Source organism: uncultured Methanobrevibacter sp. (assembly GCF_947169325.1).
Classification (GTDB): domain Archaea; phylum Methanobacteriota; class Methanobacteria; order Methanobacteriales; family Methanobacteriaceae; genus Methanocatella.
This window is the reverse complement of record NZ_CAMVPN010000009.1, coordinates 18,553-33,343: the sequence shown is the minus strand read 5'-3', so window position 1 is coordinate 33,343 and position 14,791 is coordinate 18,553. Positions and strand designations below refer to the sequence as shown.

The following is a 14,791-nucleotide window of genomic DNA, read 5'->3' as shown; positions in this document are numbered from 1 at the left end:
AATTTCTCATTTAAAAGTAGATGGTAAAAATATTGATTATCGATTGTTTTTCCAATGGTACAATTTGTTTGAAATAGCCCTACCAGTTTCATTGAACTGGTATTGGCCGCTGTCACCGTAGCTTGCAAAATGCATTTCAGGCGCAAAATCCCCGCAGGAATCTCCGGGACCCTCTGTCATATATCCTCTTCTGCACACCATTCCGTGGGCTGAGCCATAGGGACTTACAGACCAGTATGTGCAGTTCAGACATATTTCATCTCCATTGTTTACCATAGAGTCGTAATCATCATCGTTAATGTTGTCAAATCCGTCATCCTGATAGTCATCGTCTTCTTCAGCATCATAAAAAAATTCCATGCACTCAAAGCAAAACTTGTCTATGTCTAATTGATTTCCGCATCTTGGACATTTCATAATCTCACCTCACCAACGTCTTAATGAATTCCTTGATGTAAGTGTCGCAGAATTCCCATGTATGTTCGCCTGGAGCTTCAATGAAATCGACATTAACATCCCTTGATTTGAGAAACTCATAATAATCAACGTTTTTGTTATGTAAAAAATCATCATATCCGCAGGCCATGAAAATATCCGGAATTTCATCGCAGTCATCAATCAGTGCCTTTGGGTCCATGTCTGAACCTTCAAGTTCATCCAGATTGCCGAAGATTGATTCATAAAACTCTCTTGACCGCAGCACATTATCATCGGAGGTGTAGCTGACAATATCATCAGTGATTAGCGCTGAGGATATCATTCCGATTTTCGAGAAGTTTTGAGAGTACTTGAGACCGTTTCTGACGGCACCGTATCCTCCCATTGAAAAACCTGCGATGAATGTGTCTTCACGTTTGTCTGACAATGGGAAAATGTTTCTGGTAATGTCAAGAAGTTCGCTGCCGACATATTCCCCGTAATAGGCATGGGAGGCGACATTATCGACATAGAAACTGTTTTCGCCGCATGGTATGACAATAGCTATCCCATGGTCTTCTGCGAATTTCTGGATGGATGTGTTTGCAAGGAATATGTCGTCGCTTCCGTACAGTCCGTGAAGCAGGTACAATGTCCGGTACGGTTGAGGGACTATTTCCTCAGCATCCTGCAGGAAGTGAATATTGTCCGACGGCAGTATCACGCTGATGGATGTTCTTCTCTGAAGGCTCTTGCACTTGACATCTCCTCTGAACAATACCATTAAAGCACCTATTCCTTTTCAAGTTTATCCAATCTTTCATTGAGTTTGTCGATTTCCTTAAACAGAACTTCCTGATTTTTTAAAATCAGGGTCTGATTGTCGAGCATAACTTTAAAATGCGCATCATTCAAGTTTACCAAACTCACTAATTTGTTGAATATGTCTTCATTTTCTATCATATTAACACCTCATGTCCATAAGTCTGTAATGAAAAGCGGACTGGCGTCTTCCGCCTTTTCAAATCCGCAGTTTTCGTAAAATCCAACTTCATCATCATATCCGACAACGACTATTCTCAGATAATCCTTATAGATATCTTTAACCTTCTTGACTAAATGTTTTCCTATTCCCCCATCCTGATATTCAGGCCTCACCAGAAGATAGTGGACGTATGCATTCATGATGCCGTCATCCATTGCACATATCAAACCTACCAGTTTGTCGCCGTCCCATGCTGAGATTACCGTTTCGAAGTTTCTCATTGCAACCTGCAGCTTATCCGGGAAATGGCCTGAAGACCATCCGACTGACAGGAAGAGATCCTGCAAATCATCCTTTTTGAATTCATGTATTTCCTTGTATTCAATTTCTGCCATTATACCACCCTATAATGTGTCCATTTGTTTGAAAAATATCTGTAAACGTAAATTCCTGCCCTTACATACCAGTCGATGAACATTGCAATCCATGTTCCGAAGACTCCAATTCCCATCCAGTCTGCAATGACATATGAGAGACCTATTCTGCATGCAAACATTACCGCAAGGCTTATGTACATCACAGATTTTGAATCCCCCGCACCCCTGAATGTGGACGGCAATGTAAATGATATCGGCCAGATTATGATTGCAAAGATTCCATGCCAGATTACCATTTCAGTCGTCATTGCTGCGGTTTGGGCTGAGAGATTGTATATGCCCAGGATCAACGGAAGCAATGCGAAAATTGCAACGTTAATGACAATATGGGAAATTATGACAATGATTAAACATTTTTTGTTGTAGTATCTTGCCTGTTCGTAGTCGTTTGCCCCGACGCAATTTGAAATGACAGCAGTCAAACCCAGATTGATTGCAAAGCCAGGAAGCACTGAAAATATGCCTATCGCATAACCCACTGAGTTTGCGGCAATCGCCATTGTTCCGAATGTTGAGACTATGCTCAATACAAGAACACGGCCCAACTGGAAAAGTCCGTTTTCAACGCCGTATGGAATGCCCACCTGCAGCACCTTTCGCAGAATATAGAAGTCGAACTTGTGCCTCAATGTCCTTTTGATATGGAGCTTGTAGTCCTCATCGACTGCAAAATACATTATTAAAACCGCAGCCAGCGCCCTTGATATTACCGTTGGAATGGCCACTCCCCTTACGTCCCATCCGAGATAGAATATGCATATTGCATTTCCCACAACATTCAATATGTCACAGACAAGAAGTATTTTCATCGGCAAATCCGCATTGTTGGTTGTTCTGAATATTGCCGCACCTGCATTGTAGATTGCAATGAACGGAATTGACAATGCAACTATGTAGAGATACATTTCGGCATTGTGCCAGACGTCAGCTTCAATCTGACCGAAGAGAGTTCCAATCAGAAACTGCCTCAAAATGATTACGCAAATCATTAAAACTGTGGAAAGTATTGTTGAAAACCATACCAGCTGTGTTGCGGAGTTCTGTGCCTTTTCAATCTGATTGTCACCAAGGTACTGTCCCGCTACAACGGCACCGCCCGTTGCAAGAGCTGAAAAAGAAAAAATAAGCAGTTGAACTAAAAAGTCAACCAAAGAAACTCCCGAAATTGCAGCTTCACCCAATGAAGCAACCATGATGGAATCTGCCAAACCTACAAAGAATTCCAAACCGTATTCTATCAGCAATGGTATGAACAGTGCAAGCAATGCTCGATTTGAGTAAATGTAGCCTTCAGGAGTTTTAAAAATGTTCATAATATTATCTTATAAAGTTTGTAGCTATTTTAGGTTCCTCTTCAGGAGTCAAACCTTCATTCTTACCCGCTTCAATGCATTTAAGGAAAAATGCCATGTTTCGTCCAAGCTGCCTCATGGTGGCAAGGCCTTCCAGGTCCTGTCTGACCTCTTCGGGAGTGTTTCCGTGAACCATGTTCCAGTAATATGATGAAATTATCGGCATCTGGGATATTCCAGGGTATTTTATCAATTGTTCATATGTTGCGGTTGTTCCTCCACGTCTTGCAGAACAGATTACTGAAGCGGGTTTGTGCTTGAACGCTTCAAGGCCTGTTGACTGTGCATTTGAATAGAATGCCCTGTCCATGAATGATGTCATTGCTCCAGTAGCACCTGCATAATAGACCGGTGAGCCGAATATGAATCCGTCTGCATCGTAAGCCTTTTTGACGAACTCGTTGACGACATCATTGTCGAATGTGCACTCTCCCTTTTCACGGCATTTGAGGCATGCTGTACATCCTATAATAGGTTTTGTCTTAATCCAGAATATCTCGGTTTCTATGCCTGCTTCGTTCAATGTCTTTTCAACTTCTGTAAGTGCTGTATATGTGCAGCCATCCTTGTGGGGACTTCCATTAACCAATAATACTTTCATTTAAAAATCTCCTAAAATCAATCTTTGAACCAAGAAATGTCCAGGTCTGTTTTCAAGTGAACCTTTCTTGACCCCTTCCTCATCAAATGATTCGCATTCATCCCCTTCCTGATTTGGATCATATATTATCAAAGGCACATCGTCACGTGTGTGGGTTCCCACATCAATTGGGGTTGGATGGTCAGGAAGTATTGCCGCCCTGAAGTCTTCGCCTTCAAGACTTTCAATGATTGGACCTACGATAAACTCGTCAATCCTTTCAATGGCCTTGACCTTTTCCTCGATGTTTTGAGCATGTCCCGCTTCGTCAGGAGCTTCGATATGAATCAACAACAAATCAGTTTCCTTCAATGCTTCAATACCGTATTCACCTTTCTGTTTGTAGTCTGTATCGAAGTAACCTGTTGCTCCAGGAACATTGACGATGTTCATTCCTGCGAAGTTTCCGATTCCCTTAAGCAAATCAACACCTGTGATTACTGATGCTGTTATTCCGTAGGTTTCCTCGAAGTTAGGAAGGCTTGGTGTCACCCCTTGCCCCCATAGCCATACCATGTTTGCAGGGATTTCACGTTTTGCATTAACATCAGCGTTTTTAAGAAATTCCCTTGACTCAAACATTATCTCCTGGATTTCCTGAGCCAATTCACAGTCTCCAAAGAGATTATCGATCAACTTTTCGCCGACAATGTCATGAGGAGGCATTGTTTTGATTGAAGACAATTTTTCAGCATCTTCAACGCTGTCACATGAGTAGATGAACAAATGCCTGTAGCTTACGCCTGTGTAGAATTTGCCTTTGAAATCAGGATACTTCTCTGTGAAGTATTCGTTCAATCCTTTCATCAGCTCATCGGCCTCTTCAGTGGAAATGTGGCCTGCATTGAAGTCATCCATCAAGTCTGTTTCAGAAAATATTGTATTGCATCTGAAGATAACGTCCTTAGGTGTTGTAGGAATGCCTTCGCTACCCGCTTCAAGTGGTCCACGGCCAGTATAGTAATCAGCAGGATTATATCCGAAAATGCTCATGTTGGCAACGTCAGAGCCCGGAGTGTACTGGTCGGGAACGTTGTTTGTAAATCCTCCAAATCCTCCTTTTGCCAGTTTGTCTATATTTGGTGTTTTTGCCACCATCAAAGGAGTTTTTCCATCTAATTCATCAATCGGATAGTCGCTTGACCCGTCAGGGATAAAAATTACATATTTCATATTATCAGATAAAAATAAAAAAAGAAAGTTAATTAGTTTTTATTTTTTAAAATACTAATTAAGTCAGTCAACATCGCAGAAGCAGTTTCAAGTGATCCTGCTCCAAGCCCCATTACAGTGATGTCTCCGGCCAAATCAGTGTGGATTGTAGCCATATTGAGGGTTCCTCCCACATCATAAGAGCTTCCTTTCTTAACCAGACGTGGAGATACACGCAGATTATCATGGGATACTTCAGCTATCAGTTTAATCAGGTAATCGTCCTTTTTGGCAAGTTCGATTGCATCTGAATTGATGTTTGAAATACCTGAGACTGTCACGTCACTGTATGTTGCGTCAATTCCTAAAAGGGAATTTGCAAGTATTACTGTTTTGCATGCTGCATCAATACCTTCAACATCCTGTGTAGGGTCTGTTTCGGCAATTCCCAATTCCTGTGATTCAATTAATGTGGATTCGTAATCTGTTCCTTCTGTTGTCATTCTTGACAGGATGTAATTTGTGGTACCGTTGAGAATACCTATGATTGATTTTATTTCACATGATGCAAGTGTTTCTTTTGTGAAGTTGATGATTGGCATTGCTCCACCAACACTTGCTTCGTATTTAAATTCTACACCTGCTTTTTGTGCTGCACCGACCACTTCTTTGAATTTCAATGCCAAATGCCCTTTGTTTGATGTCACTACATCCTTTCCCTGGCTGAAAGCTTTGAGTGTTAGTGAGAATGCAGGTTCCGCATCAACGATATTGGTAGGAGTAGCTTCAATAAGACAATCATATTCAACAGCATCCAATACCTCTTCACCGCACTTATCGCTTCCGAATTCAGGATAAGCAGATAATTTTCCTTCATTGTTTTTAGTCTCTACAAGCAGTTTTTCATCAAGCCCATCGGCACATATTGCAGATGAAGATGAATCTGCAGCAGCCACAACCTTTACGGCCACTCCTGTCTTTTGACTAATCAAATCCTTTTTAAGGGAAATTGCATTGGCCACGCCTTGACCTACTGCACCAAATCCCATTATAATGACTTTACATTCATCCATAATAATCCCTAAACTTCATTAATCATTAGTAAATCTTTTTCCTCAGCAATTTCTTTAATCTTATCAAACACAAATTGCTTTTTACCGTAATCTGTTTCAACAGTAACCAGTGCAGTGGATTCCCTTTCGCCATCGAGTCTTATGTCAAATCCTGCTACGCTAACTCCTTTAAGTGCATTGATTCTGTCCATGGTGTCCCTTACGTCCTTGTCAACAATGTGTCCGTATAATATGGTACTAATCATTTCCTTTTTGACAACACCGTCCATTTCAACGATAGAAAATCCCAAATCATCAAATTTTTGAATGACATTGAATAGGTTTTCACGTTCTCCTTCAATTGTCAGATGAACGGGAACCATACCTTTCTCATTTTTAAATTCCCTTTTGTGGATGACTGTAACCAGGTTTGCACCTAAGTTTCCGATAGGTTCAAGTACGGAAACCAGTTGGCCCGGAACATCCAAAAGTTCTAAAACTAAATTCATTTTCATTAAAATCCCTCACTAAGCAGTCCAATCAGCTTTTTTAACTTTGAGATTACCGTCTTTGTCAATACTTGCGTTTCTCAAAATCTTTTCCGGGTTTTTACCGTGAGATTCGTCTTCACGTGTTAAGTTTAAATTATCGGTAATGTACCAGGTTTCATCTGAATCTGGAATGTCTTCCAATATTTTTGAAAATTTTTCTATAATGTCTTCCGCATCTTTTTCGATTGTCATGAATTAAAAACTCCTTAATAATAAATAATATTAATATTTTATTTTTCACCATTAATATAGTTAAAGATTGATAGCTACAGATAGGAACTCAAATCAGTATCCTTGACAATTTTTTTGCGAAGTATCTTGTCGATTCCTGTTCCGTACTGCGCCGCCTTTTTGGGTCTGTATGCTATTTCATAGTCAAGGCCTTCTTCAAAGGCAAGTTTTCTTAAAATGCTTTTTCTCATGTCATCATGCATTGATACTATTTTTTTGTTGTCCGGAATGTTCAGCACCAGTTCCACAAGCTTCTTGTCTAAAAAAGGCAATCTGAGCTCAACTGAATTGAGCATTGAACATGCATCGTCACGTTCAAGATTGACATGGTACATGTTCGACATGTCAACCCTCAAATCATAGTTCAGTGTTCCGTCAATGAAGCTTTGGACATATCTTTTATATCCTCCGAATAGCTCGTCTGCACCCTGGCCTGAAATTGCCACCCTGATGCCGTCCTCTGCCACTTTCTTGGTTGCAAAATATGTTGTCAGTCCGACTCCGACCTTCATGAGATTGTCATCACCTATGGCGTTTACAACCTGCGGCAGCGCTTCACGCACCATGTCTTCGGTGACCTCAACTATTTCCAAATCCAGATTAAGGAATTTTGATGCATAGATTGCCGCTTCAACATCCTGTGAACCCTCAACTCCAACCGCATAAAGCTTGATTTTCAACGCAACATTGTCTGATATTTCCTTTAAAAGCAGTGCCAGATATGAGCTGTCAACCCCTCCCGAAAATATGACTCCGATTTCTGCAAGGCTTTCCACACGTTTGATGACGCTCAATCTAAGCATTTTGTCTATCTTTGCAACGTCTCCCTCAAAGATCTTTTCATAAATCGGCTGTGCAGGTGCAATGTCCTCACCGTTGTATAGGATATGTTCAGGTTTCAGGGCGTCAATGTCGGTTATTCCAACCTCTTTTAGGGACTGTCTTGTGGATGCAAATCCTTTCAGATTATCGTTTTGTCCGTAAAACAATGGCTTTACTCCCAAAGGGTCACGTGCAATAGCAAGGTTTTCTCCGTCCCATACTGCAAAGGCATAATCTCCGTCAATTAATCTGATGGCTGATTCGACCGCTTTTAACAGGTCCAGTTTCTTGGCATAAAAATCAATCAGGTAAATCAGGATTTCAGCATCTGATGTGATTTCGGCCTCGACTCCCACTTTGGCAAGGAAATTTCTCATTGTGAAGAAATTGTAGATTTCCCCATTGAAGACCAAAACAAGGTTATCCTTTTCAACAGGCTGGGCCTTTGACACTCTATCGTTTGAATCATAGATTGAAAGAAGATTATGGCCGAAAGCCATTTCATATTCCCTATCATCTGCAAATTCGTCAATGTTAATGTCAGTGTGAATCTTATCAAGAAAAACGCCTGATGAATCCGGACCTCTGTTTTTAGAGGATTTCAACATTTTTATTACATCATTTCCTTTAAACTTGCCTTGCAAACCAACTATTGAACACATGATATAATATTTTAAGATTATTATACTTAAAAGTTAATTTGCCTAAAAAAATAGATTGTACAATCATTTGATTGTGATTGTACTTTTAGCGGAAACATAATATTTGATGTTGTCTGAAAATATTGTCACATTGTATCTGCCGAGCATAAGGGCATCGGTATTGAACTTGGCAATGCCTTTTGAATTGGTCTTTACCGAATAGGTCTTCTTGCCTATTCTTATTTTAAGCTTAAGGTTTTTGATGACCTTTTTGGTCTTCTTATCCTTTACGGTAATGTCGAATGTTTTTGATTCGTTTTGAAGCCTGACCAGTTTTGAAGCCTTGACAGTAGTTTGTGTTTTAATCAGCTTGTCGATGCTTCCGAACTTATGGGTTCCAAGCAGAATCTTGGACGGTGATTTCGGAAGCTTGTTTTTGGAGATGAACTTGTTTTTGAAGTAGATGTCATCCTTAAGGTATGCTGTGGATCTTCCTACAGAGCGCCCGTTGTCGTTTGCTCCGTAAGCATTTACCAGTGAAGTTGTTTTGCCGTCCTTTGTTGTCGCTTTCCAGTGGAATATGGTTATGTCACGTCTGTTTACACCATATGAATCTGTAGCTCCCACCTTGATTGCGGCTTTTGTAGGGCTGTCGCTGAATTTTGTCCAATCACCATGCCTGTAGCAGTATCTTCCATTAGGAGAGCTGAAATATTCGCCAGGTTTCAATTTGCCGTTATATATTCCGCTTCCCCATACAACTGCAAATTTTCCGTTCGGAGCCTTGATTGAGAAATGACCCAATCCCAGCCTTTGCTCATAGGCCATAATCTTTTTCAGGTAGGATGATTTGATTTTACCTGAGCTGACCATCTTTCCTGCAAGATTCTCGATGGCTCTGTTGATGCCTGGATTGTCAATACCTCCTGTTCCGACCATCCATCCGTCTGAAGTGGTGATTAAATGGAAGAAGTATGAATTGCCCAGCTTATACTGTTTTACAGCGGTTCTGCCGTGCCATTTCACTGCCTTGATGTAAATGTTTAAAGCGTTTGTGGCATCACGCCTGAAGCCTGCCACAGCTTCAGTGCCACTGACCTGCAGATAAAATGAGCAGCATCCAGTTTCTGCTGTCGGCTTGACTGTCATGGTTGCCTTGGCTTTTTTGGAATTGATGTTCTTCTTATCTTTAATGCTTGTTACGACCTTATAGGAACCCACTTTCAGATTCCTTTTGAGATACGCAACCCCTTTGGAATCAGTAGTTGCATAGTAGATCTTATGCTTATTCTGATTTGTGATGACTTCAAATGCGACTTTGATTCCTCCAACAGGATTTTTGGTGTTCTTATTTATGACTTTAGCCTTGAAGAACAAATCTGAATGCCAATAGGTTTTATAGTCCTTGGCCTCAATGGCCAGTGAAGCCTTTTTGACATTGACAATGACATCCGCACTGCAGGAAGTGTAATTTTCATCACCGTCAAACTTAAGTGTTGCCAGGTAAGAATCAGGCTTCAGATTGATTTTCAAAGCCACTTTTCCCAAATTGTCAGTAGTCTTGTTGTAAACCTTATCGCAGATAAAAATAGAAACTGTTCTGTTTGAAATAGGCTGACTGCCACTGTCCTTCAGATATCCGACCAGTTCGCATTTTTCCATATAATAAGTTGTGATGTCTTTTGATTCGATTTTGCTTTGATTTTCCCCAATATTGGTTTGTGAAATCTCATCAAAATCGTTTTCATCAATGTTGAGATTCAATGCATCTCCAGTTGAATTCAAATCAGCACCATCACTGTTTGAAGCTGATACCAACCCCATAGATAAAATCAGCAATATTGAAAAGAATAAAATTTTTTTATACATTTTCTCCCTTACCTACTTGTATTCATATATTGGCGAATAGAGTATAAAAACTAATTCATGTCTTCAAACAATAGCTTCCACTGGTCATTGTTGTGAATCAAGTCAAAACGGGAATACATATATTCCAATACATGCTCCCCATCATCGGTAATTTTGAAATACTTCAGTTTCTTGTTGTTTTTAATTTTAAATTCACTGATGATGAGATTTAACTCCTCCATCTTATTCAAAATAGGATATATGTTGCTGGGATTTGATGTTTTCAACGATCCCTCTTCAATCAATATTTCAAAAAACGCATCCAATTCCTTTAGGATTGCATAACCATGAATCGGACCTTTATATCTAAGAATCCACAATATCAAAAAACGAGACATTCCATTAACATAATGCTTTATTATCGCATTGTTGGAGATAATTTCAACATAATTTTTTTGAATTGATTGATTTGAATTTTCCATAACAGCGCCCAAGAATATGAATTAAAAATAAAAGCATGTAATCAATTATACAAATGTAATTGACTTAATTATAAACTTTAATTAAAATTATATATAAAGCAATATTATAAAATTTAGTATAATCTTGAAAAAAATTTAAGATAAGCTTTTAAATTTTAAAAAAATAATAATCTAAAAAGATATTTAATTTTAAGCCAATCATACTAATTTTTATAAATTCATGTCATAGATTTTTTACAGCTTTTTTTTCAAATAACCAAATATTCTCTTCTTAAAAGATACAATTCCATATTATTGCCCATAATTTTTATTAATATTAATTTAAACTTAATTTTTTTATAATACCGCTCATAATTTACAATTGATTTTCTTAATCATGATTAATCATTAACAATCATCTATTTTATGTTTTTTAAAAGTAAATGACCAAATAAAACCAAATATTAACTCTTTTTGTTTGATATCAAATATACTTTATTATTTTTTGATTTAACATTTTATAAAATAATATAAAAAATATTAAACAGTGATTAAAAAATTTCAATTTATATTATAAAATTTATAATACTAACTTATATATGACTAAATAAAATATATTGTTAGACCTAAATTTAATTTTTATAAAGTTAATTTGAATATAGTTAGGTCGAAACAAAAAGAGGTTAATTTAAATGTTTAAATTTGATAAAGAACAAACAGTTTTTGACTTCGCAGGAGTCAAAATGGGTGGACAGCCTGGAGAATATCCTACCGTTTTAGCAGGAACCATTTTCTACGGCGGACACAATATTCTTAACGATGAATTGACCGGTGATTTCGATAAAGATCGAGCAGAACAACTGGTCAATGATATGGCATCAATTTCAGATGTGACCGGTAATCCATACATTGTGCAAGTATTTGGACAGACCGTTGAAGCTCTTCCGAAATACATCGAATACATCGGAGAAATTTGCGATGCACCATTCCTTATCGATTCAACATCCGGGGACGCAAGAGTTGCCGGTGCACAATATGCGGATGAAACCGGATTAACAGAAAGAGCAATTTATAACTCAATCAACATGGCAGCAGACAAATCAGAACTCGATGCACTTGCCGAAACTGACATCTCAGCTTCCATCATTCTTGGATTCAATCCAATGAACGCTACCATTGAAGGTAAAATGGCAATGTGGGAAGACGGAGACGACGGCGCATACGAAAAAGGTTTGCTTGAAGTTGCCGAAGAATGTGGTATTGAAAAATTCATGATGGACACTGCAGTAACTCCTTTAGGTCAAGGAGCAGGTATTGCAGCAAGAACCTCCTTTGCCGAAAAGGCAAAATGGGGATATCCAGTTGGATCAGGTATCCACAACGTTCCATCAGCATGGGACTGGCTAAGGGATTATAAAAAAGCAGGAAACAAAACCGCATTTACCGTTTGTGATATTGGTGCAAATATCGTTCAGGTAATGTGTGGTGGAGATTTCGTTTTATTTGGACCTATTGAAAACGCTAAAATCGCATTCCCTGCAGTAGCACAAACTGACATGTTCATTTGTGAAGCTGTAAAACCTATGGGAACCGAACCTGTCGATTTCCACCCTATGAATAAGTTGGTATAGATTATCAAAGTTTTTCATTTTCAGCCTCGAGTTGTTCATGCCACCGCTACAACTGGCATGGCAAATCTAAACATAAGTACAAAACATGAAGCACTGGATGTCTAACCCCGTCCAGTGCTTAAAACCTATAACGCCACATCTTTTTTTGTAAAGTAAATATATGAAACGGCCAGTCCAATGACAAAAGTGGCCAAAATAACACCATAACTGACACTGATGCTTGTAGCGTATTGCGCTATTTCACCTGATGCAATCAGATAAGGACATACCCAAGGCACGAACGGCGCCCAGTTCTGACCATAAACCATTAAATTCACCAGGCTCAATGCAGCTCCCCCAACCATTGCAGGAACCATGTTTGTGATGAATAATGAGAGAAATACAAACGGAGAGAATGTTAAAAACAGCAGGACATTTGCATAGAGAAGTTGGGCAAAGCTGTCAATGAACAGATTCACGCTAAATCCTTCAAGACCTGCTGCAAAACCGAATATGAGTGTTGATACACTTGTAACCACTGTCAACATTAAAATCCAAACAAGAAACATGACGTATTTGCTCATTAGAAATTTTCCTCTTGATATTGGAATTGTCAGCATTGTCTTTAATGTATGTTCGTTGTATTCACGTCCAAACAAGTATGATATGATTATTGCAAAGATGAGAACCGCAAACATGGCAGACATATACATGTTCACGTTGCTGAACAGTGCCTCGAATGTCTGTCCCTCATCAAATGATGTTACTGCAATGAACATCAAAAGAGGTGGAAGAATAGCCCCCATCAGGCTTAACAGAAATATTTTTGATCTTTTAAGTTTTAAAAATTCAATTTCAATAAAAGTCAACATTTTATCACCTAATTATTGGATACGAATCTTGTGAAGAATTCCTCAAGATTCTCTTCACAGAGGTTTAGCTTTCTCACGTCGATACCTGCCTTAACAAACAGCTCATTGAATTTGTCCCTTAATTCCAGATGAGTATATAGGCAAATCGTATTTCCGGAAACTGTGAAATCCTCATTTTCCTTAAGTTCCAGTTCCCTGAAAATGTTAACTGCCAAATCCACATTGGCCACTTCAAACTCAACAAACTTGTTCAACCTGCTGTACAAATCATCCTTTGAGATTTCTTCAATCAGAACGCCGTTATCCATGAATCCTATTACATCAGCGATGTTTTCTATTTCGCTTAGGATATGTGATGAAATCAGGATTGTGATTCCGAATTCATGGGCGAGCCTCTTAAGCAGTGCCCGGATTTCCTTGATTCCGAAGGGGTCAAGGCCGTTTATCGGCTCATCAAGTATCAGAAGTTCGGGACTGTGCATTATTGCAGCGGCTATTCCCAGACGCTGCTTCATACCCAGTGAGAAATCCCTGTATTTTTTGGATTTTGCATCTTCCAAATTGACCATCTTTAGAACTGAATTGATGTGATACGGGTCATAATCCCCTCTTATCTTTGCAATGATTTTTAAATTTTCATAAGCTGTGAGATTCTCGTAAAATCCTGGAGTTTCGATGATTGAACCTATCTTTGAGTAACTTTCACCGGAATCTACTTTGGGATTTTTACCGAAAAGATAAATGTCTCCGCTGCTTGGATAAGTTAAATTTAAGAGCATGCACATGGTAGTGGTCTTTCCGGCTCCGTTCTTGCCTAAAAGACCATAGATCTTACCCCTTTCGACATGCATGTTTACTGAATTTACAACCTTGTTTTTAGAATATATTTTTGACAAATTGTTTGTTTCGATGACGTAGTCTGCCATGATAAAAACTCCCCTATAAAAATTAAAAAAAATGAATGAGAATTAAGATTTAATTCTCTTTAAACTTGACTGATTCAGCCATTGATTTCAATAGTTCCAAATCATTTCCAGATATGACAATGACATTACCATTGTCCTGATTTTTCAAATAAAGTGAATAATCACAATCCATGATGTTTGAATTGACATCACTTGAAATGTTTACGCTTGCATTGCCTGATGATGCTTGTGAAGATGATTCGCCGGAAACTGATATGCCTTCAGAGGTAATGGACACGTTTTCACCGCCAGCATCAGAAATCTTCAGACCTTCACTTGAAAGAGAAATTGAATTGCCTTCAGAAGAAACGTTCAAACCTTCTGGCGAAAATGCACTGCCAAAAAAGTTAAAGATGCTGTCAAAACCTTTTGAAATGTCAAAGTCATCGGACTGCTTAGTATTCTTCAACACTACATACTTGTCGGTTTCTTCAACCTTGTTTGCGCTTTTCTCCAAATCATTAATGAATCCTTTCATTTCCTTTTTATCTGCGGTTAAATCCTTAAAGCAGATTATGGAATTGACATCAGTTGCATCATGGTCTGAATTTTCATAGATTGTCATATCAATGTCATCAGTGGAAACCTTCACGATTTCAATGAAATTATCCCCTTTTGGAATTTTCACTGAAAAGTCATCATCCTTGAAATTGCTTCCCAAATCTGCTGCACCTGTCGCTGCAATTGTCGCACAAACTGCAAGCAATGCCAAGAGAACACCTAACACTTTTGAATCCACTTTCACGTTATCACCA

At 38.8% G+C, this 14,791-nt stretch carries 17 protein-coding genes; 1 reads left to right on the top strand and 16 read right to left on the bottom strand.

What is annotated here, in order from left to right:
* Positions 1-36: 36 nt before the first annotated feature.
* The 13 genes from Q0W26_RS02595 to Q0W26_RS02535 form a co-directional block, all read right to left on the bottom strand.
* The gene (locus tag Q0W26_RS02595) at positions 37-417 is read right to left on the bottom strand and encodes a hypothetical protein (protein WP_298522061.1); all 381 of its coding nucleotides are present in this window, start codon (positions 415-417) and stop codon (positions 37-39) included.
* Between the two features lie 4 nt (positions 418-421).
* On the bottom strand, positions 422-1,201 hold the full coding sequence (locus Q0W26_RS02590) for an alpha/beta hydrolase family protein (protein ID WP_298522059.1): 780 nt from the start codon (positions 1,199-1,201) through the stop codon (positions 422-424).
* Positions 1,202-1,209: 8 nt separating this feature from the next.
* Positions 1,210-1,380, bottom strand: coding sequence for a hypothetical protein (locus Q0W26_RS02585; RefSeq protein ID WP_298522057.1), 171 nt, complete (start codon positions 1,378-1,380; stop codon positions 1,210-1,212).
* Between the two features lie 9 nt (positions 1,381-1,389).
* Positions 1,390-1,797 carry a GNAT family N-acetyltransferase gene (locus Q0W26_RS02580; protein ID WP_298522055.1) on the bottom strand — a complete coding sequence of 136 codons (408 nt, stop codon included), beginning with the start codon at positions 1,795-1,797 and terminating at the stop codon, positions 1,390-1,392.
* Positions 1,797-3,155 (bottom strand): MATE family efflux transporter, encoded by a 1,359-nt coding sequence (locus Q0W26_RS02575; RefSeq protein ID WP_342765328.1) that lies wholly within the window; start codon positions 3,153-3,155, stop codon positions 1,797-1,799. The genes Q0W26_RS02580 and Q0W26_RS02575 overlap by 1 nt, the downstream gene beginning before the upstream one ends.
* Before the next feature lies 1 nt (position 3,156).
* Positions 3,157-3,792 (bottom strand): flavodoxin family protein, encoded by a 636-nt coding sequence (locus tag Q0W26_RS02570; protein ID WP_298522051.1) that lies wholly within the window; start codon positions 3,790-3,792, stop codon positions 3,157-3,159.
* Positions 3,793-5,004, bottom strand: coding sequence for a cofactor-independent phosphoglycerate mutase (locus tag Q0W26_RS02565; RefSeq protein ID WP_298522049.1), 1,212 nt, complete (start codon positions 5,002-5,004; stop codon positions 3,793-3,795).
* Between the two features lie 32 nt (positions 5,005-5,036).
* Positions 5,037-6,056, bottom strand: a complete 1,020-nt coding sequence (locus Q0W26_RS02560; protein WP_298522048.1) for a homoserine dehydrogenase — start codon at positions 6,054-6,056, stop codon at positions 5,037-5,039.
* An 8-nt stretch (positions 6,057-6,064) separates the two neighbouring features.
* Positions 6,065-6,550 carry an amino acid-binding protein gene (locus Q0W26_RS02555; protein ID WP_298522046.1) on the bottom strand — a complete coding sequence of 162 codons (486 nt, stop codon included), beginning with the start codon at positions 6,548-6,550 and terminating at the stop codon, positions 6,065-6,067.
* Positions 6,551-6,562: 12 nt separating this feature from the next.
* The gene (gene gatC / locus Q0W26_RS02550) at positions 6,563-6,778 is read right to left on the bottom strand and encodes an Asp-tRNA(Asn) amidotransferase subunit GatC (protein ID WP_298522044.1); all 216 of its coding nucleotides are present in this window, start codon (positions 6,776-6,778) and stop codon (positions 6,563-6,565) included.
* A gap of 74 nt (positions 6,779-6,852) precedes the next feature.
* Positions 6,853-8,301, bottom strand: coding sequence for an asparagine synthase-related protein (locus tag Q0W26_RS02545; RefSeq protein ID WP_298522041.1), 1,449 nt, complete (start codon positions 8,299-8,301; stop codon positions 6,853-6,855).
* A gap of 63 nt (positions 8,302-8,364) precedes the next feature.
* Positions 8,365-10,149 (bottom strand): carboxypeptidase-like regulatory domain-containing protein, encoded by a 1,785-nt coding sequence (locus Q0W26_RS02540; RefSeq protein WP_298522038.1) that lies wholly within the window; start codon positions 10,147-10,149, stop codon positions 8,365-8,367.
* Positions 10,150-10,199: 50 nt separating this feature from the next.
* Positions 10,200-10,610, bottom strand: coding sequence for a PadR family transcriptional regulator (locus tag Q0W26_RS02535; protein ID WP_298522036.1), 411 nt, complete (start codon positions 10,608-10,610; stop codon positions 10,200-10,202).
* Positions 10,611-11,281: 671 nt separating this feature from the next.
* On the opposite strand from Q0W26_RS02535, the gene mtrH reads away from it, so the two are divergent.
* Positions 11,282-12,220 carry a tetrahydromethanopterin S-methyltransferase subunit H gene (gene mtrH, locus Q0W26_RS02530; protein WP_298522033.1) on the top strand — a complete coding sequence of 313 codons (939 nt, stop codon included), beginning with the start codon at positions 11,282-11,284 and terminating at the stop codon, positions 12,218-12,220.
* Between the two features lie 125 nt (positions 12,221-12,345).
* Here the strand turns inward: mtrH and Q0W26_RS02525 are convergent, their stop codons facing one another.
* Genes Q0W26_RS02525 through Q0W26_RS02515 form a run of 3 tightly spaced genes read right to left on the bottom strand, consistent with a single transcriptional unit; the run spans position 12,346 to position 14,781 of the window.
* Entirely contained in the window at positions 12,346-13,071 is a 726-nt protein-coding gene (locus Q0W26_RS02525) for an ABC transporter permease (protein ID WP_298522032.1), read from the bottom strand.
* A gap of 8 nt (positions 13,072-13,079) precedes the next feature.
* Entirely contained in the window at positions 13,080-13,997 is a 918-nt protein-coding gene (locus tag Q0W26_RS02520) for an ABC transporter ATP-binding protein (RefSeq protein WP_298522029.1), read from the bottom strand.
* 49 nt (positions 13,998-14,046) lie between these two features.
* Complete coding sequence (locus tag Q0W26_RS02515) at positions 14,047-14,781, bottom strand: hypothetical protein (RefSeq protein WP_298522026.1); 735 nt, start codon at positions 14,779-14,781, stop codon at positions 14,047-14,049.
* Positions 14,782-14,791 lie beyond the last annotated feature (10 nt).